The organism is Streptomyces sp. NPDC050548 (assembly GCF_044457385.1).
Lineage (GTDB): Bacteria > Actinomycetota > Actinomycetes > Streptomycetales > Streptomycetaceae > Streptomyces.
On record NZ_JBITGV010000008.1, the window covers coordinates 148,072 to 173,727 of the forward strand.

At 70.0% G+C, this 25,656-nt stretch carries 29 protein-coding genes and 2 pseudogenes; 20 read left to right on the plus strand and 11 right to left on the minus strand.

Going from position 1 to position 25,656, the window contains the following annotated elements:
- Positions 1-84: 84 nt before the first annotated feature.
- Positions 85-735, plus strand: coding sequence for a hypothetical protein (locus ACIBJH_RS23070; RefSeq protein ID WP_399118735.1), 651 nt, complete (start codon positions 85-87; stop codon positions 733-735).
- Here the strand turns inward: ACIBJH_RS23070 and ACIBJH_RS23075 are convergent.
- Both ACIBJH_RS23075 and ACIBJH_RS23080 read right to left on the minus strand, forming a co-directional pair.
- Positions 711-2,138: a purine-cytosine permease family protein gene (locus ACIBJH_RS23075; RefSeq protein ID WP_399118736.1), complete on the minus strand. Its 1,428-nt coding sequence runs from the start codon at positions 2,136-2,138 to the stop codon at positions 711-713. The two genes, ACIBJH_RS23070 and ACIBJH_RS23075, sit on opposite strands and share 25 nt — an antisense overlap.
- A gap of 87 nt (positions 2,139-2,225) precedes the next feature.
- The gene (locus ACIBJH_RS23080) at positions 2,226-2,525 is read right to left on the minus strand and encodes a PLD nuclease N-terminal domain-containing protein (protein WP_399118737.1); all 300 of its coding nucleotides are present in this window, start codon (positions 2,523-2,525) and stop codon (positions 2,226-2,228) included.
- Positions 2,526-2,601: 76 nt separating this feature from the next.
- Here ACIBJH_RS23080 and ACIBJH_RS23085 point away from each other — a divergent pair, with 76 nt between their 5' ends.
- From ACIBJH_RS23085 to ACIBJH_RS23095, 3 genes are read left to right on the plus strand one after another with little or no spacing between them, the layout of a single operon-like run.
- Positions 2,602-4,053 carry a menaquinone biosynthesis decarboxylase gene (locus ACIBJH_RS23085; protein WP_399118738.1) on the plus strand — a complete coding sequence of 484 codons (1,452 nt, stop codon included), beginning with the start codon at positions 2,602-2,604 and terminating at the stop codon, positions 4,051-4,053.
- On the plus strand, positions 4,050-4,952 hold the full coding sequence (gene mqnP, locus ACIBJH_RS23090; protein ID WP_399118739.1) for a menaquinone biosynthesis prenyltransferase MqnP: 903 nt from the start codon (positions 4,050-4,052) through the stop codon (positions 4,950-4,952). Before ACIBJH_RS23085 ends, mqnP begins: the two co-directional genes overlap by 4 nt.
- 14 nt (positions 4,953-4,966) lie before the next feature.
- Positions 4,967-5,455: a Uma2 family endonuclease gene (locus ACIBJH_RS23095; RefSeq protein WP_399118740.1), complete on the plus strand. Its 489-nt coding sequence runs from the start codon at positions 4,967-4,969 to the stop codon at positions 5,453-5,455.
- Here ACIBJH_RS23095 and ACIBJH_RS23100 read toward each other — a convergent pair.
- A complete protein-coding gene (locus ACIBJH_RS23100; protein WP_399118741.1) occupies positions 5,446-6,051 on the minus strand; it encodes a rhomboid family intramembrane serine protease in 606 nt (201 codons plus the stop codon). The two genes, ACIBJH_RS23095 and ACIBJH_RS23100, sit on opposite strands and share 10 nt — an antisense overlap.
- Positions 6,052-6,153: 102 nt before the next feature.
- Here ACIBJH_RS23100 and ACIBJH_RS23105 point away from each other — a divergent pair, with 102 nt between their 5' ends.
- From ACIBJH_RS23105 to ACIBJH_RS23130, 6 genes are all read left to right on the plus strand, one after another.
- Entirely contained in the window at positions 6,154-6,840 is a 687-nt protein-coding gene (locus ACIBJH_RS23105) for a UbiX family flavin prenyltransferase (protein WP_399118742.1), read from the plus strand.
- Between the two features lie 49 nt (positions 6,841-6,889).
- The gene (locus ACIBJH_RS23110; protein ID WP_262063773.1) at positions 6,890-7,345 is read left to right on the plus strand and encodes an Lrp/AsnC family transcriptional regulator; all 456 of its coding nucleotides are present in this window, start codon (positions 6,890-6,892) and stop codon (positions 7,343-7,345) included.
- Positions 7,346-7,393: 48 nt separating this feature from the next.
- Entirely contained in the window at positions 7,394-8,557 is a 1,164-nt protein-coding gene (gene mqnE / locus ACIBJH_RS23115; protein ID WP_019074323.1) for an aminofutalosine synthase MqnE, read from the plus strand.
- A gap of 15 nt (positions 8,558-8,572) precedes the next feature.
- On the plus strand, positions 8,573-9,097 hold the full coding sequence (locus tag ACIBJH_RS23120) for a GNAT family N-acetyltransferase (protein ID WP_399118743.1): 525 nt from the start codon (positions 8,573-8,575) through the stop codon (positions 9,095-9,097).
- Between the two features lie 75 nt (positions 9,098-9,172).
- A complete protein-coding gene (locus ACIBJH_RS23125; protein WP_399118744.1) occupies positions 9,173-9,472 on the plus strand; it encodes a DUF4229 domain-containing protein in 300 nt (99 codons plus the stop codon).
- Between the two features lie 28 nt (positions 9,473-9,500).
- Positions 9,501-10,166, plus strand: a complete 666-nt coding sequence (locus tag ACIBJH_RS23130) for a TetR/AcrR family transcriptional regulator (protein WP_399118745.1) — start codon at positions 9,501-9,503, stop codon at positions 10,164-10,166.
- 4 nt (positions 10,167-10,170) lie between these two features.
- On the opposite strand, the gene ACIBJH_RS23135 is transcribed toward ACIBJH_RS23130, so the two are convergent.
- Both ACIBJH_RS23135 and ACIBJH_RS23140 read right to left on the minus strand, forming a co-directional pair.
- On the minus strand, positions 10,171-11,463 hold the full coding sequence (locus tag ACIBJH_RS23135) for a DUF6716 putative glycosyltransferase (protein ID WP_399118746.1): 1,293 nt from the start codon (positions 11,461-11,463) through the stop codon (positions 10,171-10,173).
- A gap of 207 nt (positions 11,464-11,670) precedes the next feature.
- The gene (locus tag ACIBJH_RS23140; RefSeq protein ID WP_399118747.1) at positions 11,671-12,519 is read right to left on the minus strand and encodes a MaoC family dehydratase; all 849 of its coding nucleotides are present in this window, start codon (positions 12,517-12,519) and stop codon (positions 11,671-11,673) included.
- Positions 12,520-12,870: 351 nt separating this feature from the next.
- Between ACIBJH_RS23140 and ACIBJH_RS23145 the strand changes: the two genes are divergently transcribed.
- A complete protein-coding gene (locus tag ACIBJH_RS23145) occupies positions 12,871-14,799 on the plus strand; it encodes an AMP-dependent synthetase/ligase (protein ID WP_399118748.1) in 1,929 nt (642 codons plus the stop codon).
- Here ACIBJH_RS23145 and ACIBJH_RS23150 read toward each other — a convergent pair.
- Positions 14,792-15,040: a DUF397 domain-containing protein gene (locus ACIBJH_RS23150; RefSeq protein WP_399118749.1), complete on the minus strand. Its 249-nt coding sequence runs from the start codon at positions 15,038-15,040 to the stop codon at positions 14,792-14,794. The genes ACIBJH_RS23145 and ACIBJH_RS23150 overlap by 8 nt on opposite strands.
- Complete coding sequence (locus tag ACIBJH_RS23155; RefSeq protein ID WP_399118954.1) at positions 15,030-15,464, minus strand: DUF5753 domain-containing protein; 435 nt, start codon at positions 15,462-15,464, stop codon at positions 15,030-15,032. The genes ACIBJH_RS23150 and ACIBJH_RS23155 overlap by 11 nt, the downstream gene beginning before the upstream one ends.
- A 47-nt stretch (positions 15,465-15,511) precedes the next feature.
- Here ACIBJH_RS23155 and ACIBJH_RS23160 point away from each other — a divergent pair.
- From ACIBJH_RS23160 to ACIBJH_RS23185, 6 genes and pseudogenes are all read left to right on the plus strand, one after another.
- A pseudogene (locus ACIBJH_RS23160) lies at positions 15,512-16,114 on the plus strand (RNA-guided endonuclease InsQ/TnpB family protein); the annotation flags it as partial.
- Positions 16,115-16,133: 19 nt separating this feature from the next.
- Positions 16,134-16,616: pseudogene (locus tag ACIBJH_RS23165) on the plus strand (FAD-binding protein); the annotation flags it as partial.
- Between the two features lie 213 nt (positions 16,617-16,829).
- On the plus strand, positions 16,830-17,324 hold the full coding sequence (locus tag ACIBJH_RS23170) for an SAV_915 family protein (RefSeq protein WP_399118750.1): 495 nt from the start codon (positions 16,830-16,832) through the stop codon (positions 17,322-17,324).
- A complete protein-coding gene (locus ACIBJH_RS23175) occupies positions 17,324-17,626 on the plus strand; it encodes a DUF6317 family protein (protein WP_399118751.1) in 303 nt (100 codons plus the stop codon). The genes ACIBJH_RS23170 and ACIBJH_RS23175 overlap by 1 nt, the downstream gene beginning before the upstream one ends.
- Complete coding sequence (locus ACIBJH_RS23180; RefSeq protein ID WP_399118752.1) at positions 17,626-18,921, plus strand: WXG100 family type VII secretion target; 1,296 nt, start codon at positions 17,626-17,628, stop codon at positions 18,919-18,921. Before ACIBJH_RS23175 ends, ACIBJH_RS23180 begins: the two co-directional genes overlap by 1 nt.
- Positions 18,899-19,435, plus strand: a complete 537-nt coding sequence (locus tag ACIBJH_RS23185) for a hypothetical protein (RefSeq protein WP_399118753.1) — start codon at positions 18,899-18,901, stop codon at positions 19,433-19,435. Before ACIBJH_RS23180 ends, ACIBJH_RS23185 begins: the two co-directional genes overlap by 23 nt.
- A 369-nt stretch (positions 19,436-19,804) precedes the next feature.
- Here ACIBJH_RS23185 and ACIBJH_RS23190 read toward each other — a convergent pair whose 3' ends face one another.
- The 3 genes from ACIBJH_RS23190 to ACIBJH_RS23200 are packed head-to-tail and all read right to left on the minus strand — an operon-like array spanning position 19,805 to position 21,659.
- On the minus strand, positions 19,805-20,599 hold the full coding sequence (locus tag ACIBJH_RS23190) for a class I SAM-dependent methyltransferase (RefSeq protein WP_399118754.1): 795 nt from the start codon (positions 20,597-20,599) through the stop codon (positions 19,805-19,807).
- A gap of 53 nt (positions 20,600-20,652) precedes the next feature.
- Positions 20,653-20,967 (minus strand): AzlD domain-containing protein, encoded by a 315-nt coding sequence (locus ACIBJH_RS23195; protein WP_399118755.1) that lies wholly within the window; start codon positions 20,965-20,967, stop codon positions 20,653-20,655.
- Positions 20,964-21,659 (minus strand): AzlC family ABC transporter permease, encoded by a 696-nt coding sequence (locus tag ACIBJH_RS23200; protein WP_399118756.1) that lies wholly within the window; start codon positions 21,657-21,659, stop codon positions 20,964-20,966. Before ACIBJH_RS23200 ends, ACIBJH_RS23195 begins: the two co-directional genes overlap by 4 nt.
- 65 nt (positions 21,660-21,724) lie before the next feature.
- Here ACIBJH_RS23200 and ACIBJH_RS23205 point away from each other — a divergent pair, with 65 nt between their 5' ends.
- Positions 21,725-22,300, plus strand: a complete 576-nt coding sequence (locus tag ACIBJH_RS23205) for a helix-turn-helix domain-containing protein (RefSeq protein WP_399118757.1) — start codon at positions 21,725-21,727, stop codon at positions 22,298-22,300.
- A 116-nt stretch (positions 22,301-22,416) separates the two neighbouring features.
- Here the strand turns inward: ACIBJH_RS23205 and ACIBJH_RS23210 are convergent, their stop codons facing one another.
- Positions 22,417-22,620 (minus strand): cold-shock protein, encoded by a 204-nt coding sequence (locus ACIBJH_RS23210; RefSeq protein WP_003992177.1) that lies wholly within the window; start codon positions 22,618-22,620, stop codon positions 22,417-22,419.
- 287 nt (positions 22,621-22,907) lie between these two features.
- On the opposite strand from ACIBJH_RS23210, the gene ACIBJH_RS23215 reads away from it, so the two are divergent.
- Positions 22,908-23,756 carry a menaquinone biosynthetic enzyme MqnA/MqnD family protein gene (locus ACIBJH_RS23215; RefSeq protein WP_399118758.1) on the plus strand — a complete coding sequence of 283 codons (849 nt, stop codon included), beginning with the start codon at positions 22,908-22,910 and terminating at the stop codon, positions 23,754-23,756.
- A gap of 60 nt (positions 23,757-23,816) precedes the next feature.
- Positions 23,817-25,655 carry a serine/threonine-protein kinase gene (locus tag ACIBJH_RS23220; RefSeq protein WP_399118955.1) on the plus strand — a complete coding sequence of 613 codons (1,839 nt, stop codon included), beginning with the start codon at positions 23,817-23,819 and terminating at the stop codon, positions 25,653-25,655.
- Position 25,656 lies beyond the last annotated feature (1 nt).

A 25,656-nucleotide genomic window follows, 5' to 3' on the forward strand; every position in this document is an offset into this window, starting at 1 on the left:
GCCGGGCACCGCGGCAAAGGGGACTGAACGCCTCCGGCCGCCTCCGCGTCACAGTGTCGAGTGGGACGTAGAGGGGACTTCGGCGTGAAGAAGCACCTGAAGAAATACCTGTGGACCTTCGTGGTCGTCGCGATCGTGGCTGTGGCGGTCCTGGTGGCACTGACCGTGCACGGGCTCCGCAATCTGGGCGCCGAATCCGATTCCGGCTCCGACTCCGTGGCCGGCGCCCGACCCAAGTCCGACACCGGATCCGTGCGGACATGCGTCGGCACCCGGCCCCTCGACAGCCTCCCGGCAGGTGAGGACGGTTCCCCTCTGGAGCGCGTCATCGCCCGCATCGACAAGCTCGCGGACGCCAAGCGCTACAGCGCCGTCTACACCGGCCTCTCCCTCGACGCGGACACCCAGTCCGTCGACGTGTGGCGCGTTCCCTCAGCCGCCTTCGACGCCGAGGTGTGCGGATCCGTCGTGAAGGGTGCGACTGTGCGGCTCCACGGCGCCGACGCCGACCGGAAGACGCTCGACGCGCTGTCCGACCGGATCGGCGACGACATGAAGCGCTGGGACGGCACCTTCGAGATGCGTGAAGTCGGCGTGGACGAGCGGGGGTTCGTGCGTGTCGGGGTCGACGACCCCGACACGGCACGGGCGATCCTGGAGAAGGCCTACGGGGCGGAGAACAGCCCCTACATCAAGGTCGAGCACGTGAATCAGGCGTCGACCTTGTTCAGTTGAGGCTGAACCCTGCCCTTCAGCCCCGGAACCGACCGCAGCACCACATACAGCACCGCGCTCAGTACGAACCCCACGATCGGCGTGCTGTCGCCGAACGACGGCCAGTGCTTGGGGACGTAGCCGACGTAGTCCTCCTGGTTGGAGAAGAGCGGGACCGAGACCCCGATGCCGATCAACAGGGCTGCCAGGCCCGGCCAGTTGGTGAAGGTCGGGTCGGTGAGGCGGGGGGCCAGTTCCTCGGTGGGGGTGCGGGACTGGAACCAGCGCTCCACCAGGACCACGCCCAGCCACGGGGCCACCCAGTACGCGATGACCAGCAGGAACGCCTCGTACGCCGAGCCCGCGTCGGACAGGGACGCCCACGCCGCCGCCGTACCGGCCACGCCCGAGACGACCACCAGGACACTGCGGTTGAGCCACGCGGGGAGCTTCAGGCCCAGCGCGGTGAGGGAGATCGCGCCGGAGTAGACGTTGAGGGCGTTCGCCGAGACCGCGCCCAGGATGATCGCGATCAGCACCAAGTCGCCCAGCCAGCCGGGGAGATGGCCGGTGAATGCCGCCGTGGGCGTCGCGTCCTTGGGGGCCAGCAACGTCGCCGAGGCCGCGCCCATCACCGCCACGAACGTCACCGACACGAACAGGCCGACCGCCGGGTAGAGGATGGTCTTGAACTTGTTCGCCGTGCGCGGGAGATAGCGCGAGTAGTCCGTGGCGTACGGGTTCCAGCCCGCCGCGTAGCCCCAGGCCGCGCTGAAGGCCAGCAGGAAGCCGCCAACGCCGCCGCCCGTGCCGCCCCCGCCGAGGTGCGCGTCCTTGAAGGTCCACACGCCGGCCAGCAGGAAGATCACCGCGAGCGCCGGGAACGCGTACTTCTCGAAGGTGTGCACGAAGTTGTGGCCGATGAAACCGATCAGGATCTCCGCCACCACCACGAGCAACAGCGACGGCAGGGGTCGTAGGCCCGTCAATGTGTTCAGTGCGAAGGCCGCGCTCACGCTGTTCACCGCGAACCAACCGACGCCCGCCACCAGGCCGTTGGCCGCCGACGGGAGGATGTTGCCGCGGAAGCCGAAGGAGAAGCGGCCGATCACCATCTGCGGGACACCGAAGCGCGGGCCGTCCAGCGAGAGGAAGCCCTGCGTGATCGCGCCGAGGCCGGTGCCCAGGACGATCGCCGCGGTCGCCTGCCAGAAGCTCAGGCCGAAGAAGAGGACCGAGATCACACCGATGTAGACGGTCGCGAACTCGATGTTCGGAGAGGCCCAGGTCCAGAGCAACTGGAGCGGGCTGCCGTGCCGTTCGGCGTCGGGGATGGGCTCGGCACCCGCCGTCTCTACGGCGATGACCTTGTCACCGTATTCGGGGGCGAGGGTGCCGGCGGTGTCGGCGGGAGCAGTCGTCATGCGAGGTAAGTGTCCGGTTCCTGCCGGTCCGGGCCCAGAGGCGCAATGTCCGTACCGGGCCGCTCACCGGCGTACAACCTGCACGTATCACTCGGCCTTGGGGTCGTCCTTGAGGTCGTCCTTGTTCAGGGACTTCAGGAACTCGGGGTTGTCGTCCGGCGCGATCCAGCGGCCCTCCGCGGCCGTCGCCCCGTCCGGGTTCCGCCGCGCCCGGCCCGCGATCAGCCACGCGACCGGACCGACCAGCACCTCGCCGAAGAGCAGGATGACGAACACCCACGCCAGCTTCGGCATGCCCCGCACGTCCTCCTCGGGCGTGTTCAGGCAGTCCACGAAGGCGTAGATCCACAGAGCCAGGACCAGCAGGAAGGGCAGATACCTGAGCATGGCGGCGAGATTCTCCTGAGTGGTGTGGCGGCCCCGGTGACGGGGTCAGGTTAGCGGGTGGCAGATACTTGGACACATGGCTTACGACGATCTTCGCTCCCTGCTCAGGGCACTGGAGCGCGAGGGAGACCTCAAGCGCATCAAGGCCGAGGTGGACCCGTATCTGGAGGTCGGGGAGATCGTCGACCGGGTCCAGAAGGCCGGTGGGCCCGCGCTTCTCTTCGAGAACGTCCGCGGATCGAGCATGCCCCTCGCCATGAACGTCTTCGGGACCGACCGGCGGCTGCTGAAGGCCCTCGGGCTGAAGTCCTACGGCGACATCTCGGACAAGATCGGCGGGCTGCTGCGGCCCGAGCTGCCGCAGGGGTTCGTGGGGGTGCGGGACGCCTTCGGGAAGCTCGGCGCGATGACGCACGTACCGCCGAAGAAGGTCAAGGACGCGCCCGTGCAGGAGGTCGTGCTCACGGGCGACGACGTCGATCTCGACGCGCTGCCCGCCCTCTTCACCTGGCCGCAGGACGGCGGGTCCTTCTTCAATCTGGGGCTCACGCACACCAAGGACCCGGAGAGCGGGATCCGCAACCTCGGGCTCTACCGGCTGCAGCGGCACGACAAGCGCACCATCGGCATGCACTGGCAGATCCACAAGGACAGCCGGAACCACTACCAGGTCGCGGCCCGGCGTGGGGAGCGGCTGCCCGTCGCGATCGCCTTCGGGTGTCCGCCCGCCGTGACGTACGCCTCCACCGCGCCGCTCCCCGGTGACATCGACGAGTACCTGTTCGCCGGGTTCATCGCGGGCAAGCGGATCGAGATGGTCGACTGCAAGACCGTGCCCTTGCAGGTGCCGGCGCAGGCCGAGGTCGTCATCGAGGGGTGGCTGGAGCCCGGCGAGATGCTGCCGGAGGGGCCGTTCGGCGACCACACCGGGTTCTACACGCCCCAGGAGCCCTTCCCGGCCCTCACCATCGACTGCGTCACGATGCGGAAGCGGCCGTTGCTTCAGTCGATCGTCGTAGGGCGGCCTCCGACGGAGGACGGACCGCTGGGACGGGCGACGGAGCGCTTCTTCCTCCCCCTCCTGAAGATCATCGTGCCGGACATCGTGGACTACCACCTGCCCGAAGCGGGTGGATTCCACAACTGCGCGATCGTCTCCATCGACAAGAAGTATCCGAAGCACGCCCAGAAGGTGATGCACGCGGTCTGGGGTGCGCACATGATGTCCCTGACCAAGCTGATCGTGGTCGTCGACTCCGACTGCGACGTCCACGATCTGCACGAGGTCGCGTGGCGAGCCCTCGGCAACACGGACTACGCCCGGGACCTCTCGGTCGTGGAAGGACCCGTCGATCATCTCGACCACGCCTCCTACCAGCAGTTCTGGGGCGGCAAGGCGGGCATCGACGCGACGAGGAAGTGGCCCGAGGAGGGCTACACGCGGGACGGCGGCTGGCCCGAGATGGTGCTGTCCGACCCGGAGACGGCGGCGAAGGTCGACCGCCGGTGGAAGGAGTACGGCCTGTGAGCAGCGCGTCAGCCGCGATCCCGCAGCCGGGGCGCACCAAGGCGTTCCTACGCCTCGTCATGATCGAGCACTCCGTCTTCGCCCTGCCCTTCGCCTACATCGCGGCGCTGACCGCGATGTTCCAGTGGGACAAGAACATCCACTGGGGGCGGCTGCTGCTGGTCACCATCTGCATGGTGGGGCTGCGCACGTTCGCGATGGCGGTGAACCGGATCATCGACCGGGAGATCGACGCCCGTAACCCGCGCACGGCACACCGCGAGCTGGTGACCGGCGCGATGACGGTCAAGCACGCGTGGACGGGCGCGCTGGTCGCGCTGGTCGTCTTCCTCGGCTCGGCGGCCCTGCTGAACCCCCTCTGCCTGGCACTGGCCCCCATCGCCGTGATCCCGATGGTGATCTACCCCTACGGCAAGCGGTTCACGAACTTCCCGCAGGCCATCCTCGGTCTCGCCCAGGCGATGGGCCCGGTCGGCGGCTGGCTGGCGATCACCGGCGAGTGGTCCTGGGACGCGGTGATCCTCGGCCTCGCCGTCGGCATCTGGATCGGCGGCTTCGACCTGATCTACGCCTGCCAGGACATCGAGACCGACCGCGAGATCGGCGTCATGTCGGTCCCGGCCCGCTTCGGCATCCCGGCATCCATCTGGGGCGCCCGCGTCTGCCACGCGATCACCACGGCCCTCCTCGCCTGGTACGGCGCGGCGACCGGCGCCGGCGCCTTCTTCTGGTTCGGTCTGCTGATCGTCGCGGGCGCGTTCGTCTACGAGCACTCGATCGTGCGACCGCATGATCTTTCGCGGTTGAACAGGGCGTTCTTCAGCGTCAACGGGTTCATCGGGATCGCCCTGTTCGTGTGTGCGCTTCTCGATCTCCTGGTCCGGGGTCTGACCGTGTGAGTGGCGTGCGGTCCGTGGACCGCCTGCACGCACAGCTCTCTCGTTTCGAGGACGCGTTTCCCGGTTTCCTGACGGAGATCGTCGAGGGCAGCGTGGTGGCGACACCGGTCACACCGCACCACGGGCGCACGATTCAGCAGCTGTGGGCCACCGTCGAGAGGCAGCTGCCGTCGGACTGGGGCCTGGTGAGCGATGTGGCCTTTCCGTTCGACGACGCCCATGAGTTCTGCCCGGACCTCGCGGTCATTCCCGCCCCGGCGGGGGCCGAGAATCGCATTGCATACCAGCGGGGCTTGTATGCCTCCCGAGGCATCGCCAACTACCTGATCCTCGACCCCCTCAAGGGCCACTGCGTCACGATGTGGAACCCGGGACCTGACGGCTACCGCGGCCGCGACACCATCCCGTACGGAACCGATGTCGCCGTCGACTACCCGCTGGGCAAGCTCACGATCCGCACCGCTCACCTCCCGGTCGGCCCGAAAGCCCGCCCTCAGGCCTGAAGCGCCGGCCTCTGCTGTGCGGGGCGCCGGAACGCGAACGCCGCCCCCACCCCCGCCGCCAGCCCGATCAGGTGTGCCTGCCAGCTGACGCCCGACTGTGTGGGCGCGAGGCCGAACAGGATCGACGTGCCCCAGACCGCGCCGATGAGCAGGCCGACGGCTATGCCCAGTGGGCGGCGCTCGACGAAGCCGGTGATCAGCAGGAAGCCGAAGAGGCCGAAGATCAGGCCGGAGGCGCCCGCCGTGTTGGTGTGCGCCGGGGATATGAGCCACACGCCCAGACCGTCAGCGACGATGATCAGCGCGCAGACCATGGCGAAGCGACGGATGCCGCCCAGCGCCGCCAGGAAGCCGAACACCAGCAGCGGCACACTGTTCGCCGCCACATGGGCGAAGCCGAAGTGGATGAACGCGGCCGGCACGATGTCGATCAGCTGGGACGGCTCACGCGGCACGATCCCGAGGCTGTCGAGCGCGTGGCCGGACACCACGTCCACCACTTCGAGCAGCCACAACAGCGCGACCCAGCCCACCATCAGCTTGGCCGCGGCCTTCGCGCGGTCGCCCCGCGACCACTCCGACTCCGTACCGGACATGGCACCCCCCACGGTCCACTCGCGGTCCACTCGTCCCCACAGAAGAACGCCCCGGCCCCCTTGGCCGGTTCCCGTTCCGCGACGCCAGCTAGGCTCGGTGTCGTGAACCCAGTCAAGCCAGGAGAGACGCCGCGTACGCCTTGGATCGTAGGGGTGTCCGGCGCTTCCGGCACCCCATACGCGGCCGCGGTGCTCCGCGGGCTCCTCGACGCGGGCGAGAGTGTCGACCTCGTCGTGTCCCGGGCGTCCCGGCTCACCCTCCTCGACGAGACCGGGATCTCCTTCAGGGACGCGCACTGGCAGGACGACCTGCGGGAATGGCTGGCCCTCGGCGCCGACGGCAAGCCCGGCGCCTTCGCGCCCGACATCGATGCCGTACGGCACTGGAGCGCGGGCGACCTCGCGGCGGGGCCGTCCTCGGGGTCGTATCCCGCGAAGGGGATGCTGATCGTGCCCGCGTCGACCGCCTGTGTCGCCGGGGTCGCCCTCGGGCTGAGCAAGGACCTGTTGCAGCGGGCGGCGAGCGTGACCCTCAAGGAGCGGCGCAGGCTGGTGGTGTCCGTACGCGAGACGCCGCTCAACGGGCAGACGCTGCGGCACCTCGTGACCCTGGACGACCTGGGCGCGGCCGTGGTGCCGGCCTCGCCCGGTTTCTACGCCGGCGCCACCCACATCCAGGACCTGGTGGACTTCGTCGCCGGGCGGGTCCTGGACGCGGCGGGCGTCGAGCACGATCTGTACCGCCGGTGGCAGGGCGACCTCGGGGGTTCCCGCACCACCGGCAACTGACGTACGGCACCGACGAATTCATCCTCATCACCGGAAGGCAATCGATCGCATGGACGCGGTGGACAGGCAGCTCATCCAGGCCCTGAGAGAGAACGGCCGGGCCTCCTACGCGGAGCTGGGGCGCCTCGTCGGCCTGTCGGGACCCAGCGTCACCGACCGCATCAACCGGCTGGAGGCGGCCGGTGTCATCACCGGCTACCGCGCGACCGTCGACTCGGCCTCGCTCGGCCTCGGCGTGATCGCCCTGATCGGCATCTCCCTCTCGGACGCCGCCGACCACGAGGACGTGGCGGCCCGGCTGAAGGACCTCAGCGAGATCGAGGACTGCTGGTTCATCGCGGGCGAGGACTCGTTCATGCTCAAGGTGCGGGCACCGGACGTGGACGGCCTGGAGAAGACCATCCGGCGGCTGTCCGGGACCAAGGGCGTGTCCCGTACCCGTACGACCATCGTGCTCTCCACGAAGTGGGAGAACCGGGTCGGAGAGCTGCCCGAAGAGGCGTAGTGGCGTAGGCGTACCGTTTAAGAAGTTGTCTCAGGAAGAGGTATGGGCATGGATGTCGGGCTCAAGCGCGAGCTGGAGCAGAAGGTCCGCTCCGGTGAGCGGCTGTCCCGCGAGGACGGCGTCGCGCTGTACGAGTCGGACGACCTGGCCTGGCTCGGCGGGCTGGCGCACGAGGTGCGGACGCGGAAGAACGGCGACGTCGTCCACTTCAACGTCAACCGCCACCTCAACATGACCAACGTGTGCACCGCGTCCTGCGCCTACTGCTCGTTCCAGCGCAAGCCGGGCGAGAAGGACGCGTACACGATGCGCATCGAGGAGGCCGTCCGCCTCGCCAAGGCGATGGAGGGCGAGAACCTCACCGAGCTGCACATCGTCAACGGCCTGCACCCGAACCTCCCCTGGCGCTACTACCCGCGCTCCCTCAGCGAGCTGAAGAAGGCCCTCCCGAACGTCTCGCTGAAGGCCTTCACGGCGACGGAGATCCATCACTTCGAGACGATCTCGGGGCTGTCCGCCTCCGAGATCCTCGACGAGCTGATCGACGCCGGTCTCGAATCCCTCACCGGCGGTGGCGCGGAGATCTTCGACTGGGAGGTCCGCCAGCACATCGTGGACCACCGCACGCACTGGGAGGACTGGTCGCGCATCCACCGGCTGGCGCACGAGAAGGGTCTGAAGACCCCGTGCACCATGCTCTACGGCCACATCGAGGAGCCGCGCCACCGCGTGGACCACGTGCTGCGGCTGCGTGAACTCCAGGACGAGACCGGCGGTTTCCAGGTCTTCATCCCGCTGCGCTACCAGCACGACTTCGTGGACATGAAGGACGGGAAGGTACGGAACCGCCTCCAGGCGCGGACGCAGATGGCGACGGGCGCGGAGGCCCTCAAGACCTTCGCGGTCTCCCGTCTCCTCTTCGACAACGTCCCGCACGTCAAGGTCTTCTGGGTCATGCACGGCGTCCAGACCGCCCAACTCGCCCTCCAGCACGGCGCGGACGACATGGACGGCTCGGTCGTCGAGTACAAGATCACGCACGACGCCGACAACTACGGCACCCCGAACAAGCTCACCCGCGACGACCTCCTCGACCTGATCCGCGACGCCGGTTTCCAGCCGGTCGAGCGGAACACGCGCTACGAGATCATCCGCGAGTACGACGGCCCGGACCCGGCGCGGCGGGAGTCGCCGCAGCCGATGCGAGTGTGAACACGGTTTTCCGACATGACGCTGACTTTTGAACTGGACCCCGCGATAACCCCTGCCCTCCGCGAGGAGATCCTCACCCTCTGGGCGGACGTCTCCAACGCGGGGGGCTCGGTCGGCTTCGTCGCGCCGGTCACGGTGGACGAGATACGGCCCGAGCTGATCAAGCACTTCGTCTCCATGGCGGAGGGCCGTACCCGGCTGCTGGTCGGCCGGGACGAGACGGGCACGGTCGCCGCGACCGTGTTCCTCGCGTTCAACACGCACCGGCTGATGCTGCACTGGCTGTGGCTCTACACGGTGATGGTCCACCCCCGCCACCAGGGCAAGGGGTACGGCCGGGATCTGCTGGCCGCCGCCGAGCGGGCCGCCCGCGGTCTCGACGGCATCGAGGCGATCCGCCTCACCTGCCGGGGCGGGCACGGCCTGGAGCGGTTCTACGGCTCCTGCGGCTACAAGGAGGTCGGCCGGGTGCCCGGCGCGATCCGTGTCGCCCCGGGGGACGACCGGGACGACATCTTCATGCTGCTGCCGCTGCTGTGACCCCCTTGCAAGATCCGTGCGGCACCGTGCTTCACTGATTGATGCCCTTGTCCCGAATCGGAAGAGTGGATTGAGATGTTCCGCTACACACTGTGGCGCCTCGCGGTCTTCGCGGGCTGCCTCGGAGTCGTCTGGGGCCTCGTCTACCTCGGCGTCTTCCCGCGCGGCTTCGGCGAGTCCAACGGCATGTGGATCGTTCTGCTGGCGCTGGTGATCTCGGCGCCGATCAGCTTCGTGGTGCTGCGCGGGGTGCGGGACCGGGCCTCGGTGCAGATCGTCGAGAGGGTCGACCGGATGAAGGCGAACCTGGACGCCAACCGCAACCAGGAGGACGAGGCCGTCGACGCCGCCGGTCCTCAGGGGCAGACTTCCTGACACCTGGGGTCGAACTAGGCTTGCCCCCATGGGTGCCGTGAAGACCAAGCGGATGCCGCGTGCGGTCCGTGAGCAGCAGATGCTCGACGCCGCCGTGCGGACCTTCGGACAGCGCGGCTACATGGCCGCGTCGATGGACGAGATAGCCGAACTCGCGGGCGTGTCAAAGCCGTTGGTGTATCTCTACCTGAACTCGAAGGAAGACCTGTTCACCGCGTGCATCCGGCGCGAGGGCCAGGCGCTCACCGAGGCGGTGCGGGCCGGGGTCGACACCCGCTCGCCCGCCGACCGCCAACTCTGGGACGGGTTGCGGGCGTTCTTCACCCACACCGCCCAGCACCCGGACGGCTGGTCCGTCCTGCATCTCCAGGCCCGCACCCACGGGGAGCCGTTCGCGGCCGAGGTGGCCGCGCTGCGCGCCGAACTCGTGGCGTTCGTCACCGAGTTGATCGCGGTCACCGCTCGCGAGGCGCACCGAGACCGCGATCCCGACCTGGCCGAGCGCGAGGTGGCCGGCCTCGCGGAGGCGCTGGTCGGTGCCGCCGAGTCCCTCGCCGCCTGGTCCAACGCGACCCCGGGCGTCAGCGCGAAGCAGACTGCGGCGACCCTGATGAACTTCGCGTGGGCGGGCCTCGGCAACCTGATGGAGGGGCGGCCCTGGTCACCGCCGGCCGGCACCGAGGACCGGCCCTGAGGTCTCAGACGGCCCCCCACTTGCGCAGCGTCGGCGCCACCCGCTGATACCCCACCCGGTACACGGCCTTGGCGCCGCGCCTGGCCACTCCGCGTACGGCCCTCTTCACCCGGCCCGAACCGCCCGCGCCCAGCGGGGTGTTGAGCGGGCGGCCCTTCTCGTCGAAGCCGTTGCGGGCCAGCAGGCCGTTGAGGTAGATGCCGGCGCGCTCCGGTGTGTAGTAGGGGCGCAGCGTCGGCAGCGGTCCCGCGGCGCGCAGCGCGGCCACGCGGGCGCGGGCGGCGGCGTAGGGGTCGCTCTTGCCGATGCCCTGGGCGTCGGCCCAGGCGGGGTCGGGCGACGGGAGGGCGCCGGCGTCGAGTTCGTCCCAGGAGGCCAGGCAGCCGGAGTGGATGAAGTAGTGGTTGCCGTGCGCCTCGCGGACGCCGAAGTCGGTGAGGATCGCGGTGGGGATGCCCCGCTGTATCGACTCCAGCGCGGCGGTGGAGCTGACCGTCACCAGGAGGTCGGTGCGGTCGAGGACCTCGCCCATGTTGCCGTAGACCAACTGGAGGTTGGCGGGGGCGGGTTCGGCCAGGTTCTGGATGAGGAGCTGGTAGGGGTCGGCCTCGACGTGGGTGGTGTGTTCGCCGGGGAGGCTGCGCAGCTTCATCAGGACCTGGCGGTCGGGGTGGCGCCGGGCGTGGGCGGCGGCCCGCTCCAGGAGCCGCAGCCGGTCCTGCTTGCTCTTGGGGACGGAGGGCTGGACGGCGAAGGTGAGGGTGAACGGCCGTTCGGTGGACGGGCGGTAGGGTTCGCCGCCGAGGAAGGGCAGCGCGCACTCCACGACCGAGTCCGGGTCGACGCCGACGCTCGCGAACGCGGCGCCGAACCGGTCGGCGTCGTAGGTGGAGTTGGCGAGGACGATGTCGGTGCCGCCGCGGGTGAGGAGTCCGTCGATCATCTTCTCGTAGACGACGCCGACGTATCCGGTGACGGTGATCGGCCGGTGTTCGCGGCCCGCCCAGGCGAGGCCGAGGCTGTGGGTGAGGGCGAGGACCGTGCCGCCGGATACGGCCATGACGACGATGTCCGCGTCGGCCAGTTCCGTGTCGTCGACCAGTTCGGCGGTGGGGAGTTCGCGCGCGGTGTCGGGCTCGATGCCGATCTCGGCGAGCTGCCGCTCGGTGGGGGTCGACCGGCCGCGCAGGAAGTACGCGTCGAGGGCGTGCCCGGGAGCGATCTGCTGGGCCACGGACGCGCCCCACTTCCAGCGGGTGTCCGAGTCGGCGAGTACGGCGATGCGTCTGGGGGGCATGGCTCAGGGGCCCTTCCTGGCGGGTCCGGCGAAGTGAGCCGAGGGTAAGAAGCGACCCTGAGGAACATATGAGCGATGTCTTGAAAGAGCCTTGGGCGAGCTGGGGTTTTCCTGTGCGGAATGCTCAAGGGCCCTTTGTCCGCCTGGGGTTTCGCGATCGCCCGAAAGGGGGCGGACACGTTTTGTTCGCCCACTGTTCATGGGTGTTCAGGCAACGGGCGGGCGCACGAACCCCTTCACGTGGATCCGCCCGGCCGTGTCCCGCAGGGCGAAGCGGTCGTCGAGGGCCGCGTACTCCACGGTGCCCGGCAGCAGCACCGGCGCCCTGAACTCGGCCCGCACCAGCGCGCGTTCGGGGGTCCCGTGGGCGGCGAGGCAGCGGGCCGCCGTCCACATGCCGTGCGCGATGGCGCGGGGGAAGCCGAACAGGCGGGCGGTGAGCGGGTGGAGGTGGATGGGGTTGCGGTCGCCGGACGCGGCGCCGTAGCGGCGGCCCACGTCCTCGCCGAGCCGCCACTCGGCGACGGTGGGGAGCGGCGGCGGTTCCTCGGTCGCCCTGGAGGCTTGCGCCTCGGTGCGGTGCCGGGCGAGATACGTGCTCCGTGACTCCCAGACGAGCGCGTCGCCGGTCCGCATCTCCGTGGTGACCGTCGCCTCGGTGCCGCGCCGGTGCGGGGCCAACTCGTCGACGTAGACCGTGAGTTCGTACTCACCGGTGGCCGGTGTCGCCGTGTGCCGGGTGATCTCCACCGAGGTGTGGACCAGGCCGAGCAGCGGGAGCGGGAAGGCGCGACAGCTCATCAGGCGCATGGCCAGCGGGAAGCCGAGGACGTGCGGATAGGTGACGGGGAGGGCGTCGTCGCCGGTGGGGAAGCCGCAGACGCGTTCGTAGGCGGCCAGCTTGGCCAGGTCCACGCGGACGCCGGGCAGGACGAGATGGGTACGGGGGAACTCGGCGTCGGCGCGGGGCCGTTTGAAGGGGGAGAGGAGGGCGCCGCGGAGGAGGAGCGGGGTGAGCGCGGGGGTGTCGGTGAGGGGTGGATAGGGGTTGGCCATGTCCCACTCCCGGGTGGTGTCCTGGGCGGCTCTTTTCGGCTTACTTCGGAGTAAGGTTACCGCAGGTAAGGCCAAGTGGGGCGAGCCGGACCGTCCATGGCGGGCGCACGGGTGACGCACCGGCGGCGCAAGGCCGGCACATGGCCGACAAAACGCTGCGAACCCGCCGAGGTTGCACAGGCCCGGCTCCGTACCACCCCCGAAACCGCACCAAGTCCCCACGAGAGGCCCGTACGATCTGCGACCTGACCCGAGGTAACACCCTGCCCCGGGTCCGGATGAACGCCTCGGTACGCGCCATGCGTACCTAATGCAGCAGAGCGGTACAAGCTGCACGCCTCAGGAGCTGCCATGTCCCTCGCCTACCCGTCCGGCTACGACTACGACGGCACGCCCGTACTCGTGGAGCCCGAGATACGGCGGCTGGACGGCGTGGTCCGCGAGGTCTCCGTACCGCCTCTCGTAGCACCGGCCACGCACGGCTCGCTCGCCGACGTGCCGTTCGAGAACGCGGCGGCGGCCCCCGACCACCTGGTCCTCAGCAGGCAGGCGGAGGACGGGAGTTGGACGGACGTCACGGCGGCCGAGTTCGCCGAGCAGGTGCAGGCCGTCGCCAAGGGGCTGATCGCGGAGGGCCTCATGCCGGGCGACCGGATCGCGGTCATGGCGCGGACGTCGTACGAGTGGACGCTCCTCGACTTCGCGGCGTGGGCGGCCGGTCTGGTCACCGTCCCCATCTACCCGACCTCCTCCCTCTTCCAGATCCGCTGGATCCTCCAGGACACGGGCGCGGTCGCGATGGCCGCCGAGACGGTCGCGCAGGCCTCGTCACTGGGCCCGGAGACGCCACGCCTCCCCGACCTGCGCCACATGTGGGTCTTCGAGAAGGGCCACCTGGACCGGCTGGCCGAGCTGGGCCGGGGCGTCCCGGACCAGGAAGTCGCCGTACGGCGTGGGGTGTTGCTGCCCGACACGCTCGCCACCGTCATCTACACCTCGGGCACCACCGGCCGCCCCAAGGGCTGCGCGATCACCCACGGCAACTTCCTCGCCGAGGTCGACAACGCGATCGAACTCCTCTACGGCGTCTTCAAGAACAAGCCGAACGAAGAACCCTCCACGCTCCTCTTCCTCCCCTACTCCCATGTCTTCGGCCGGATGGTCGCGGTCGCCTGTATCCGCGCCCGGGTCCGCCTCGGCCACGCCGCGAGCCTCAAGTCCGAGGACCTGCTGGCGGACCTGGCCAGCTTCCAGCCCACCTTCCTGCTGGCCATCCCCTACATGCTGGAGAAGGTCTTCAACAACGCCCGGGCGAAGGCGGAGAAGGGCGGCCGGGGCAAGGTCTTCGACCGCGCGACCAACGCGGCCGTCCGTTACGGCGAGGCCCTGGAGAGCCGCCAGTCCGGCCAGGGCTCGGGCCCGAGCGGCGCGCTGAGAGCGGCCCGCGCCTTCTACGACCCGCTCGTCTACCGCAAGATCCGCAACGCCCTTGGCGGCAAGCTCCGTTACATCATCTGCGGCGGCTCCCCGCTGGGCCGCCGGCTCGCCGCGTTCTACGCCGGCGCGGGAATCGAGATCTTCGAGGGCTACGGCCTGACGGAGACCACGGCCGCGGCCACCTGCACACCGCCCCTCAAACCCCGGCTGGGGACGGTGGGTTGGCCGATGCCCGGCACCAAGGTCCGCATCGCCTCCGACGGCGAGATCCTGCTCGCCGGCGGCCAGGTCTTCCGCGGCTACTGGGACCCGCACGGCGACGGGGTCGCCCCCGCCTCCCAGGACGGCTGGCTCGCCACCGGTGACATCGGCCGGCTCGACGACGAGGGCTATCTGACCATCACCGGCCGCAAGAAGGAGATCCTGATCACCGCGGGCGGCAAGAACGTGGCCCCGGCCCCGCTGGAGAACTGGCTGCGCGCCCACCCGTTGATCGCCCAGTGCATCGTCGTCGGCGACCGCCGCCCCTACGTCGCCGCCCTCATCACCCTCGACCTCGAAGGCATCACCCACTGGCGCCAGATGAACGGCAAGCATCCGGTACCGGCCGAACTCCTCGTCGACGACGACGAGTTGAGGGCGGTCCTGCAACGGGCCGTGGACGACGCCAACAAGCTGGTCTCCCGGCCCGAGTCCATCCGCCGCTTCGGCATCCTGCCGGTGGACTTCACCGAGGCGGCGGGACATCTGACGCCGTCGATGAAGCTGCGGCGGGAGGTCGTCATGCGGGACTTCGGGCGGGATGTGGAGGCGCTGTACGACGTGCGGCCGCGAATCAGCTGACGCGGCGACTAGGGAACAGGAACGCCGACCAGGCCTCGGGGGAGACGGTGACGTGTGCGGCGGCGGGGTTCTTGGAGTCGCGGATGTGGATCGTGTGGGGGCAGGCGGCGACTTCTACGCACTCGCCGCCCTCGCCACTGCTGTGACTCGACTTCCGCCAGGCGTAGGCGACTTCGAGGCATTCGCCGCCTCCGCCGCTGCTGTAGCTGCTTTTGAACCAGGTGAGGTCCTCAGCGCTCATAGCGTCCCCGCAGTCTCTCGATCAGGTCCAGCGACTCGCTGGGCCTGAGGGCCTGCGCCCTGAGGAGCCCGTAGCGCTCGCTCAGGACGCGCACTTCTTCCGCGTCCGTGATGAGGCGTGGATACGTGTGGATCTCCACGTACGCTACCTGCTCGCTCTTCCTGACCGTCAGGAGGTTGAACGGCCCGTCCATGCTTGGCTGTTCCTCGCGGTCCATCGGCATCACCTGAAGCTCGACCGCACGCATGCCGCCGATGCGCAGGAGGTTCTGCAACTGGTCCGCGTGCACGGCGGGTCCGCCGATCGGGCGCAACAGCACGCTCTCGTCCAGCACGAAACTGAACGTCGGCGTCGGCCACGGTTCAAGGACCTGCTGTCGGGCCATGCGGTCGACCACCCGTTTCTCGACGGCCTCCTCGCTCAGAAGCGGGCGCCACTGTGCGAAGACGGCCCGCGCGTATGCCTCGGTCCAAGGAAACCGCGACCACCACGTCCGACGCCCACGACCTGCCGCACCCGCAGCACGGGCGCAAGGCCCATGCCAGGCTGTCGCGGTACGACCGAATGGTTGCCCGCCGCAAGCCGAAGAAGGGGCAGGCTTCCTCGAAAGGCCACCGCGAGGCCAAGAAGTCGCGCGCCAAGGTCTACGCGAAGATCGCCCGGCAGCGGCAGGACGCCGCCCGCAAATGGGCCAAGCGCGTCGTCCGTGACCACGATGCCATCGCCGTCGAGGACTTCCGCCCGAAGTTCCTCGCGAAGACCACCATGGCGCGCAAAGCTGCTGATGCGGCGATCGGCGCCACGAAGACGGCCCTGATCGAGATGGCCCGCAAGCACGGCCGCATCGTGCACCTCGTGCACCCGGCCCACACGACGATGGACTGTTCCGTGTGCGGAGCGAGAACCAAGCACGCACTGCCTCTTTCTGAACGAACCTACGCATGCACCGCGTGCGGAGCCGCGTCCCCCAGGGACAAGAACTCCGCGCGCGTGATGCTCGTCCGGGCTGGTCTCAACCCGGCTGGTGCTGAGGGCGTCAGACCTCCGGGAGCGCAGCTCTCGGAGGCAGCCTGAGCCAGGAATCCCCTCCCTAGGGAGGGGAGGACGTCAAAAGACCCCCGCGCGACATTCCCACTCCATTTCCTTGTTGGGCTGGAGCGGTCGTGACCCCACGTCGATCGGCGTCCCGGCGGCGGCGCTCCGCTCCACCGTCACCCGCTTCAACTCCCTTGCGGCGAGCGGCAAGGACACCGACTTCGGGCGCGGCGACAGCGCCTACGACCACTACTACACGGACCCCGCGATCCTCCCCAACTCCTGCCTCGCCCCGCTCTGGCTGCCCCCGTACTACGCCCTCCGCATCGTCCCCGGCGACCTCGGCACCAAGGGCGGCATGCGCACGGACGCACGGGCGCGGGTGCTGCGGGCAGACGGTTCGGTGATCCCGGGCCTGTACGCGGCGGGCAACGCGAGCGCGGCGGTCATGGGGCACAGCTACGCGGGCGCGGGCTCGACGATCGGCCCGGCGATGACGTTCGGGTATGTGGCGGCGCTGGATCTGGCGGGGGCGCTGTAGCGGTCGTAGAGCTGCCGGTGCGGTCTGGTCATCACCCTGGTCATCGCCGGGTCAAGTGAAGGCCAGGCTGCGCCCAAGCGGCCGTATGCATTGCGCATGCAACGGGTCGGTAGGCCTGACATAGCCGGATTTGGGCCCTCGGTCGGTGGCTACTGTGATGGCGCGAACACGTCCACAGCGACGATCACGACCTACGGGGATGAGGAGACGGCGGTGGGGGAGCCGAACCGTTCACGCCTTCTTGAGTACGCGCAGGGGCCGGCAGCGGCGGAGGTGCCCGAGGCGCGCCGGTCGAGCCTGCTCGACTACGCGGAGGCGACACCGCCACCCGGGCCTTCGGCGGACGGGCGGCCGGGGCCACGGCCCGGGGTGCCGCCGTACGAGACGCCTGTCTTCGTGCCCGCCCATCCTCGCTACGTCGACACGACGTACGACGACGGCCGTCCCGTCCGTGTGCCGTTCATCGCGTACGAACTCTTCGCGCACCCCACCGATGCGACCGGGACCGTGGCCTTCGCCTTCACGACCCTGGAGAAGCTGGTCACCGCGCTCGGTGAGGCCCAGCCGTGGGTCGCCACCTCCCTCGGGCCGCTCGCCGAAGGAGTGGCCGAGCGGGGAGTCACCGTGCTGCTCGATCCGCGGGTGGCTCCCGGACAACGCAACTGGCGACCGGCCGATCTGGCCGCCTACGCACGGGAGGTGCGCTGATGTCGGCCGACTTCAAGGCGGTCATGAGCGACCTGACCTCGATGGCCACGACGTTCCACGACCAGGCCACGGACTACCGGAAGCTGCACGACCAGGTGGCCCCGCCCGTGGTGAGCGGCGGGGACGCCGGCCTTGACCACGCCATCAAGGAGGTCGCCGATCTCATCGTCGCCCTCCACATCGGCTTCGCCGACCGGCTGGACGAACGGGGCGACAAGGTCGCGTATGCCCGCGACTCCTTCCACCGGCACGACATCGACGTCCACGGTGTGTTCGACGACCTGATGGTGGGAGAGGGCTGATGGCCGACAGCTGGGTCGGCGGCGACATCGGCGGACTCCGCACGATGGCCACGACGTACAAGAACGCCAAGGACAAACTCGACGACGTCATCGCTCCGCTCACGCGTGCCGTGGACGCCCTGGTCGACGACGCGGGCTGGAAGGGCGAGTCGGCGGAGTCCTTCCGGGCCACGTACACCGAGGACGCGGTGACCGCCGGGGCCTTCGCCGCCCTCGTCCACGAGGCGGGCGACATCCTGGACACGCTCGCCGACGCGCTCTCCACCTGCGAGACGGCCCTGCAGAACGCCGAGCACGTGGCGACGAAGAAGGGCGTGTCGATGGGGGACAAGGGTGTCCCGCTGCCGACGGTCACCGCGAATCCGCCCGGTGCGGACGAGCAGAAGACGCTCTCCGCGATGAGCGAGTACGACACCGTGCGCAAGGAGGTCCTGCACACGGCGCAGAAGGCACGCCTGGCGGCGGCGGACCAGTTGCGGGCGCTGTACGAGGAGGTGACCGGCAAGGCGGAGGTCGCCGCCGGCGACAAGATCACCGTCGTCGACTATCTGCGTGGTCTGTACGCCTTCGACGCCGAGGACGCACGGGCCGGCGGCGCCAAGGCCCGCACGAAGATCGACGATGCCAAGGCCGAGGCGCAGGCGGCGAAGAAGGAACTCCGCTCCGAACGCAAGGCGTTCCAGAAGGCCGGCCGCTCACTCCCCAAGGACTTTCCCGCCAAGGGCGCCTACGCCGACGCCGTGGCCAAGGTCCAGTCGCTGGAGGAGGACATAGCCCGCGCCGACTACGGCAGCACCAAACTGCCCTACGACCGTGCCCTGAACGTCAAGCTGGCCGACGCCGCGGACGCGCTGCGCGCGGGCGAGAGCCTGGAGAAACTGCCGGACTTCCTCAAGGAGGTCCCCGTCCTGGACGTCGCCGCGGCCGGTGCCTGCGGACTGCTGGAGGCATCCGACGACCATGACAAGGGCTGGTCCTGGCAGCACTCCGTCGCGGTGGACGGGGGCGCCAACGTGGCCGGCCTGGTGGTCGGTACGGCGGCCACCGCCGCCGTGGTGGCCGCCCTGCCCTTCGAGGTCCCCGCGCTCGCCATCGCCGCGGGCGGCGGCCTGGTGGTGATCGGAGCGACCGGCCTCATCGACCATTCCTTCCACGAGCACTGGAGTGAGGACATCCACGACCACGGTGTGGTCGGCGGTGTGCTGCACGGCACCGGCAACGTCCTGTCCGAGACGGGCCAGGACTTCGAACGACTGGGAAAGGACGTGTGGCATGGGGTCACGAGCCTCTTCTGACGCCCCCGCCTCCCGCACCCCCGCCAAGATCCCGGCCCTGCCGGGGCTCGGCACGACCTGGTACGAGCGGGGGACGCGCTACTGGCTCCGCCGGGTGCGCACGGCCGTACTCCTGCTCATCGTCATGGCCTTCCTGTGCTTCGCCGCGGTCAGCCTCTACCGGGGCTTCCGTACGGTGCTGCCGCCGGGCGTGCGCACGGTGTGGGACTGGGCGCAGGTGATCGCTTCGTGCGGGGCACCGGTCTGGGGGTGGGTGGTACAGCGCCGGGGTCTTCGCCGGGACCTCCAGGACCCGCCCGCCCCCGGCGAGTTCCGCAGCCGTAAGCGCGACGAGACCCGCCGTTCCACGGGCCTGGCCCTCGCGGGCCGCGTGGGAGTACTCCTCGCGGCCCCCGTCCTGCCGGCGCTCGCCGCGTGGGCCGTCGGCTGGTGTGCCGGCATGCTCACCGTCCGCGAATATCCCAGCGAGGTCGGCGCCCGCCGCTGGCTCCAGGAGCACCCGTCCGGAACATGACCCCCTCCGACATTCCGAAGATCCCCGCGCTCGCCGGACTTGGTACAAGCGCGGCGCGGGCTACTGGTGCGCCGTGCCTCCGGCGCGCTGCTCTGGTTCGTGCTGATGGTGATGATGTGCGGTGTCGTCGTCGACTTGTACCAGTCGTTCCGCGTCCACCTGCCTCCGACCTTGCGCCTGGTGTGGGACTGGACGCAGATCGCCGCGTCCTGCGTGGCCCTGGTGTGGGGGTGGACGAAACAACACCGGGCCATCCGCGAGAAGATGCTCGACCCGCCGACTCCCAAGCAGGCCTGGATCGAGAGGCGGTACGGGACGCAACGCGGCCAGAACCTGGGCCGTGCCCTGTTCCTCCCCGCGCTGCTCGTGCTACCCGTCGTGCCGGCGCTCTTCGCGTGGTGCGTCGGCACGGTGATCGCCATGTTCGCCGTCCGTGAATACCCGAGCGAGGTCGGTGCCCGCCGGGCCCTGGAACAGAGCCGCAGCCTTGCGGGTGGCGGTCAGAAACGCCTGCGCTGACGACTCGCCGAGTTCGGTCTTCGCCTCCCGTACGGTCCGTGACCGCAGCGCGAACCCCGCCGCCTCCAGCAGCCCGGCCATCGCCTCCGGTCGCCGCCGTTCGAAGTCCAGGCGGACCGGGTGGCCGAAGGGACGGTCGAGGGTGAGGGGGCGGTCGCCCGCCTGGAAGGCGATCAGGAGATGGCCGCCGGGTGCCAGGACGCGGTGGAACTCCGCGAAGAGGGACGGGAGTTGATCCACAGGGGTGTGGATGGACGAGTACCAGGAGACGGCCCCCGCGAGCGCCCCGTCGGGGATGTCCAGCTCCAGCATCGAGCCCTGCCGGAAGGGCAGGTCCGGGTTCTCGCGTCGGGCGATCGCGAGCATCGAACCGGACAGATCGAGGCCGAGGACGTCCAGGCCGAGGGAGGCGAGATACGCGGTCGTACGGCCCGGTCCGCAGCCGAGGTCGGCCACTTGCCCGCCGCCGCAACCGCCGACCAGCTCGGCGAAGTCGGCCAGTACGGTGCCGTCCCGCGGCTCGGTGCGTTCTCCGGCGAACATCTCCGCGTAGTCCTCGGCGACCGCGTCGTAGAAGGTCCGGGTGGTGGTCACGAAGGCGGCTTCGGCGGATGGCGTCGATGCTGTCGAGGGTGTCGATGTCATGGGCGAGGACCATACCGACGGCCACTGACAACGCCCGGTCCGCGCACGGCGGTTCAGGCCACCCCGGCCAACCGCAGCAGCGCCGTCGCCCCGGCCGCCCCCAGCACGATCACCACGAACGGCGCCCTCCGCCACGCCAGCACACCCCCGACCAGCACCCCGGCGGGCCGGGCCCACCCCGCGAACCCGCCGCCCTCCGTCAGCGCCCCGGTCGCCAGCAGCGCGACCAGCAGGACCACCGCCCCGGCCGACAGCAACTCCTGTACCCGGGCGGAGAGTTCGACCCGCCCGTGCAGCACCGGTCCGACCAGCCGGAAGGCGTACGTCCCGACCGCCAGCGCCAGGATCACGGCCACCGTCGGGCTCATGCCGTCGCCCCTCGCCGGTACAGCGCGAGTCCCACCAGGGCCAGCAGCACCGGCACCCCCGCCGGGACGCCCGGCGTCACCGTCACCGTGACCGCCACGGCCGCGCCGAGCAGCGCGGACCGCCGTACCCGCGCGTCCTTCCGCACCGCGGGCAACGTGAGCGCGACCAGTACGGCGGGGAAGGCCGCGTCCAGGCCGTAGGTGTCGGTGTCGCCGAGTGCGCCTCCGGCGAGCGCCCCGATCAGCACCCCGGCGTTCCAGGCCGCGAACAGGCCGAGCCCGGAGACCCAGAACGCGGTCCGGCGTCGTAGCGGATCCTGCTGGGCGAGGGCGAAGGCCACCGTTTCGTCGGTCACGAGGTGCGCGCCGGTCAGGCGGGCGAGGCGGCCGGTGCCCAGGATGTCGGCCACGGCCAGGCTGTAGGCCGCGGTGCGGGTGTTGAGGAGCAGGCCGGTGGCCGTCGCGGCGAGCGGGCTGCCGCCGGCGAGGAGTACGCCGACCGCGCTGAACTGTGCCGAGCCCGCGTAGACGAGCAGGGACATGGCCACCGGGACCCAGACCGGCAGGCCGCCGGCCACCGCGATCGCGCCGAAGGAGACGCCCACGATGCCACCGGCCAGCCAGATGAGGGAGGCGTCCCGGACCAGTTCCGGGAGCACCGCGAGAGAGGGTGTTCGCTCTGCCGTACGCATGTTCTCTACAATGAACAGCAGTGACTTCGTTCGTCAAGGCGAACGGTCGTACCGATGGAGCGAACATGGCATCCGATGTCCCCGACGTGCCGGCCCGGCTTCCCCTCGACTGGATCGCCGCCGCGCTCCGGCGGGAGCGCACCCGCGTGGGGCTCTCCCTCTCCGAGCTGGCCAAGCGGGCCGGGATCGCGAAGTCCACGCTGTCGCAGCTGGAGGCGGCCGGCGGGAATCCGAGCATGGAGACGATCTGGGCGCTGGCGGTCGCGCTCGGGGTGCCGTTCAGCGTGCTGGTGGAGCCGCCGACGCCGTCCGTGCAGGTGATCCGCGCGGGGGACGGGCCGACCGTCCACTCCGACCGGTCCAGCTACACGGCCACGCTGCTCTCGGCGAGCCCGCCGGGGGCGCGGCGGGACATCTACTACGTGTGGCTGGAGCCGGGGACCGTACGGGACTCCGAGCCGCACATCCCGGGGACGGTGGAGCACATCGTCGTCAGCGCGGGGCGGGTGAAGGCCGGGCCGGGGAAGGAGACGGTGGAACTGGGGCCCGGGGACTACATGGCCTACCGGGGTGATGTGCCGCACACCTACGAGGCGCTGGCGGCCGGGACCATGTTCGTGCTGGTCATGCAGCATCTCTGAAGGCCCGGGGAAAGGCAGGAGCCCCGTCGCCTTGCGGCACGGGGCTCCTTGGGTACTGCTATCTGTTCCGGATCAAAGCACCAGGCTCCGAGACCGAATAACTACGATCGTGCGACTCAGACGGGGGTGACGTTCTCCGCCTGCGGGCCCTTCGGACCCTGGGTCACGTCGAAGGAGACCTGCTGGTTCTCCTCCAGCGAACGGAAGCCGCTCGCGTTGATCGCGGAGTAGTGAACGAAGACGTCGGGGCCGCCGCCTTCTTGGGCGATGAAGCCAAAGCCCTTTTCGGCGTTGAACCACTTCACGGTTCCGGTAGCCATAAGCCCTCCTTGGGCCCAAAGGGTTGCCCTGCTCCAGAACCCTGCAAGTGTGAAAACAAGTCCCGCACTACTGCATACGTCTGAAAACGACTAGAGCCTGCGGTTACATGCTCCGCAGGCTCTGTACTGCAAGGGAAACCAAACTGCAACTTGGCGGCGAGCCTAGCATGCGGGCAGCCGAAAGCAATAGAGGCCAAGATCACATCACTCGGACGTTTGAAGATCGCCAGAGGCTTGACTGTGGGGCCGAAGTATGGATCGTACCTCATGAGGTCTAGCCTCACGTTGTGGACAATTCTCGCACCCGGCCGCGCGTCGGCCACATCCAGTTCCTGAACTGCCTCCCCCTGTACTGGGGGCTCGCGAGGACGGGCACGCTCCTCGACATCGAGCTGACGAAGGACACCCCGGACAAGCTCAACGAGATGCTGGTGCGGGGCGACCTCGACATCGGGCCCATCGCCACCGCCGAGTTCCTCAAGAACGCCGACGACCTGGTCGTCTTCCCGGACATCGCCGTCGGCTGCGACGGCCCGGTGATGTCCTGCGTGATCGTCTCGCAGGTCCCGCTCGACCAGCTGGACGGCCGCCGGGTCGCCCTCGGCTCGACCTCGCGCACCTCCGTGGCGCTCGCCCGGCTGCTCCTCGCCGACCGCTTCGGCGTCCAGCCCGACTACTACACGTGCCCGCCCGACCTGAGCCTGATGATGCAGGAGGCCGACGCCGCCGTACTCATCGGCGACGCGGCCCTGCGCGCCTACATGGTCGACGGCCCCCGCTTCGGGCTCGAAGTCCACGACCTCGGCGCGCTCTGGAAGGAGTGGACCGGACTGCCCTTCGTCTTCGCCGTGTGGGCCGCCCGCCGCGACTACCTGGAGCGCGAGCCGGAGATCACCCGCAAGGTCCACGAGGCCTTCCTCGCCTCCCGCAACCTCTCCCTCGAAGAGGTCGGCAAGGTCGCCGAACAGGCCGCCCGCTGGGAGGACTTCGACGAGGAGGTCCTGGAGCGGTACTTCACCACCCTCGACTTCAGCTTCGGCGCACCCCAACTGGCCGCGGTCACCGAGTTCTCCCGCCGGCTGGGAACGGCGAACGGATTCCCCGCCGAACTGAAGGTGGATCTCCTCCAGCCCTAGGAACCGGAGGGGCGCGGCGCACTACCCTGCTGGAAGTCGTACGGGGGAGGGGTGGACGGGATGCAACCGCTCGGCAGCGACGAACCCACGGTCGTGGGGCCCTACCGGCTGCTCGGACGGCTCGGCTCCGGCGGGATGGGACGCGTCTATCTCGGGCGCAGCGCGGGCGGCCGTACGGTCGCGGTCAAGATCGTGCATCCGCACTTCGCGCTCGACGAGGAGTTCCGCGCCCGCTTCCGCCGCGAGGTCGACGCCGCGCGCCGGGTGGGCGGCGCCTGGACCGCGCCCGTCCTGGACGCCGACCCGGAGGCCGCCGTGCCGTGGGTCGCCACCGCGTACGCTGCCGGTCCGCCGCTCTCCGCCGCGATCACGGACGGCGGGCCACTGCCCACCGCGTCCGTACGGGCCCTGGGCGCGGGGCTCGCCGAGGCGCTGACCGCCGTCCACGAACTGGGGCTCGTGCACCGGGACGTCAAACCGTCCAACGTGCTCCTCACCCTCGACGGCCCCCTCCTCATCGACTTCGGGATCGCCCGCGCCACGGACGGCACCGCCTCCCTCACCTCCACCGGTGTCTCCGTCGGCTCGCCCGGCTACATGGCCCCCGAGCAGATCCTCGGGAAGGGCGCGACGGGCGCGTCCGATGTCTTCTCCCTGGGTGCCGTGCTCGTCTACGCGGCCACGGGCGAGTCGCCCTTCCCCGGCGACTCCTCGGCCGCGCTGCTCTACAAGGTCGTCCACGAGGAACCCCGACTGGGGGAGATGGGCGGGGACTTGCGGGAGCTGGCCATGGCCTGTCTCGCCAAGGACCCCTCCTCGCGGCCGAGTCCGGGCGAGGTGTCCCGGCGGCTCGCTCCCGAAGGTGCCGCCCGGCTGGTCGCCGGTGGCTGGCTGCCGGGGGCGCTGGTCGAACAGGTCAGCCGAAGTGCCGTACAGCTGCTGAACCTTGAGGCGGCGGGGGTGGCCGAGGGGATGCCCTCGGGGCCGGTGGGGTTCAGCAGTCCCTCGGTGGGGGCGGGGGTCGGTACGGCCGAGGCGGGGTCGTTCGGGCCGGCCGCCGGGGCCGGGGCGTTCGGGCCTGCGCCGGTGATGCCGAAGCAGCCGGTGGGGTCGCCCGCGGGGCCACCCGTGGGTTCGCCCGTGGGGCCGCCCACTTTTGTGCCCGAGCCCCGGGACACGCCTCCGCACGACAGTCCGCCCCTGAGCGACACCGTCCCGCCGGACACCGGCAAGCGTCCGGGGAAGTTCTCCGTGTCCGTCGCCGCCACGTCGGCTCCGGGTGCGAACGGGCGGGGACGCAGGGTCGGTTGCACCGTCGCCCTGGCCGTCGCCGGGGCGCTCGCGGTGGCGACCCTCGTGCCGACCCTCCTGTACTGGAACCAGCCGGGCGACAAGGGCTCGGACACCGCCGCGGGCTCGGCCCCCACGGCGACCTCGACCGGCGGGCCCGGCAACGAGTACAGCGGTGAGCCGAGCAGCGGGACGACCACCGCGTCCAGCAAGGAGCCGAGCGGCGGCCCGAGTTCACCCGTCCCCACCCCGCTCCAGTCCGTCCCCGCCTCCTACCTCGGCACCTGGGAGGGCGAGGGCACCGCACTCGGCGGCACCCTCCCGGACGGGACCTTCCGGCTCACGGTGGCCAAGGCGAGCGTCGGCCAACAGCTGGGCGTCCTCCGGCAGACCGACCAGCTCGGCGGTGTCTGCGACGACGTACTGACCCTGAAGCAGGTGACCAAGACCCGGCTCGTCGCGACCGCCGCGGGCGCGAAGACCAACCGGGACGTGTGCAACCAGGCCGCCCACACCGTCACCCTCACCCCCACCGGCGACGACCTCACCTACGCGTCGGACAGCTCCGCCGAGGGCTCCCCGACCGCCCGGCTGTCCAAGGTCGGGTAGC